Origin of the sequence: Paenibacillus dendritiformis (assembly GCF_015845845.1) — a bacterium.
Taxonomy (GTDB): domain Bacteria; phylum Bacillota; class Bacilli; order Paenibacillales; family Paenibacillaceae; genus Paenibacillus_B; species Paenibacillus_B dendritiformis_C.
Genome location: NZ_LDIG01000229.1, coordinates 1 through 1,960 on the forward strand (window position 1 = coordinate 1; position 1,960 = coordinate 1,960).

Annotated in this window: 3 protein-coding genes; all 3 read left to right on the forward strand. The window is 44.5% G+C overall.

Annotation, left to right across the window (positions count from 1 at the left end; all coding sequences use genetic code 11):
- Window positions 1-359 (forward strand): IS630 family transposase (locus tag ABD76_RS22755; protein WP_197257801.1); only part of this gene is annotated, 359 nt, incomplete at its 5' end.
- A gap of 109 nt (window positions 360-468) precedes the next feature.
- Window positions 469-978, forward strand: a complete 510-nt coding sequence (locus tag ABD76_RS29875) for an ETX/MTX2 family pore-forming toxin (RefSeq protein WP_338125179.1) — start codon at window positions 469-471, stop codon at window positions 976-978.
- A 472-nt stretch (window positions 979-1,450) separates the two neighbouring features.
- On the forward strand, window positions 1,451-1,960 hold a 510-nt coding region (locus ABD76_RS22765), incomplete at its 3' end, for a hypothetical protein (RefSeq protein ID WP_197259341.1).

The window sequence follows — 1,960 nt, forward strand, 5'->3', positions numbered from 1 at the left end:
CAGCAGAAACGTTTCTCAAATTCTTGAACAAAGTACTTGAAGCATACCCTTCAGGAACCATTACCATGATTCTGGATAATGCCAGAATCCATCACGCCAAGCTACTCGAGCCGTTTCTGAAAGAAAACAAGCGACTGACCTTTGTCTTTCTTCCGCCGTACAGTCCGCAACTGAATATTGTGGAAGGACTCTGGAAGTGGCTCAAAGCGGATGTCGTGAATAACGTCTTCTACCACACTGTAGCTGAGATACGGAAGAATGTCTGCTCTTTCATGAATGCTGTGATGAAAGAACCTCAAGCAATCATCGACCGTCTCTGTGTGCGGATGGAGTCTGATATAGTAGTGGATATTCTTTAGTTCAACTTATATAGATTTCTGGATTCTGAAAGATCAGAAATCTTACTCAGCCAACCGGTTTATTTCTTGGTACAAAGCCAATCTGGCAAGTCCCAGAGGCTATGACAGCATTGCCGATCAAATGGGATTAAAAATCGAAGCGATTCATGATATGAATGTATCCAATGTTCAGTACACATCAAGGACGGGGGATACGATATATCGCGGCACTTCGGAGTTGACGAATTATACTTCCGCAACACAGAAAATGAAAACAGACAGCTTCCAAAAGGATTATACAAAATCTCAAGCTATTTCCGTAACGAACGGCCTGCAGCTAGGCTTTAAAGTGGCTGCCAAAGGCGTAGTTGCTTTAGCAGGGGCCGATTTTGAAACGAGTATAACCTATAATTTATCTACGACCAGTACGGAAACGACTACCGAGTCGGATAAATATACGGTTTCTTCTCAGGAAGTCACGCTTCTGCCAGGCCACAGAGCGGTCGTCACGCACGATTTGAGAAAGATGGTATACTCCGGAACACACGACCTGAAGGGTGATTTGAAGATCACCTTCGACGATAAAAAATTGGTGCAGAAGTTTTATTACCCGAACTATAAAAGAAATCACGTTAGATGACGCCCGCAATACAATCAATGCGATAAGCAAATGGAATGGCTGGCCGGATATGGACTTATATCAATTGATGGGCCTCAACAATTATTTAAAGAATGGGACGACATTGTATATCGATACCCCGGTACAGTTCACTTTTAATGGGGCCACTCCTTATTATCGAGCGACCTTCAAAGAATATGACAAGGACGGAAATTTGGTTCAAACCAGAGCAATTGCGGAAACCGATTAATCTGCTTAGGTACCCCTGACTTGAATTTAGCAGCGACTATCGACCTGGATACAGGAAAAAGTGCACCTCTCTCACGAATAAAGTGGGAGGGGATTTTCATGTTATCGTTACAAACAATTTTGCGGGATCGCGCAAAAGATATGCGTGATAGGCCTCCCGATCCGGTAACGGATACGGATACCTGAATCAAATCGCTGTGTTACGCTCCTTCTGTAATTAACCGTTCAAAGGAGCGTAATGGTTATGACGTATCAATGGACCCGCAAGCTTGCCGCTTTTTTTGTACGATCTGATCCCGAATATGATAGCTTTGTTCGCAAGCATGAAGCGAAGAGCGGCAAGCAAATTTTGTTCTACCTTTCCTTTGCGTTCTTTCCGGGAGTGCTGGCTTATTTGCTGATTTATCCGCTGCGCCCCCCTCTTATGGCTGTAACGGGATTATCCAGTCATTATGTGCAGTTTCTTGTCCTGGCGGTCATGGCCAGCGGCTGGCATTTTCTTTTTCCGCCTGAATCCGTGAAAGGGTTACGAATAAGAGAACCATCACTATCAGCTGTAACGATAGGCGCAGAAAGCAGAGGTGATGACTCGATTCACTTGAAAAAGACATCACGAAACAAAGCTTCCCTTGTGCAAAGCTTGAACGGAAACATAGGTTCGCAATCTATTATCCCGACAAGGTCCCGTAAATGCGCTGGAATGTCTGAAACCATGGACTATGTCTTCCGAAGCGGAGCTTCGTTTGTCTGGCAT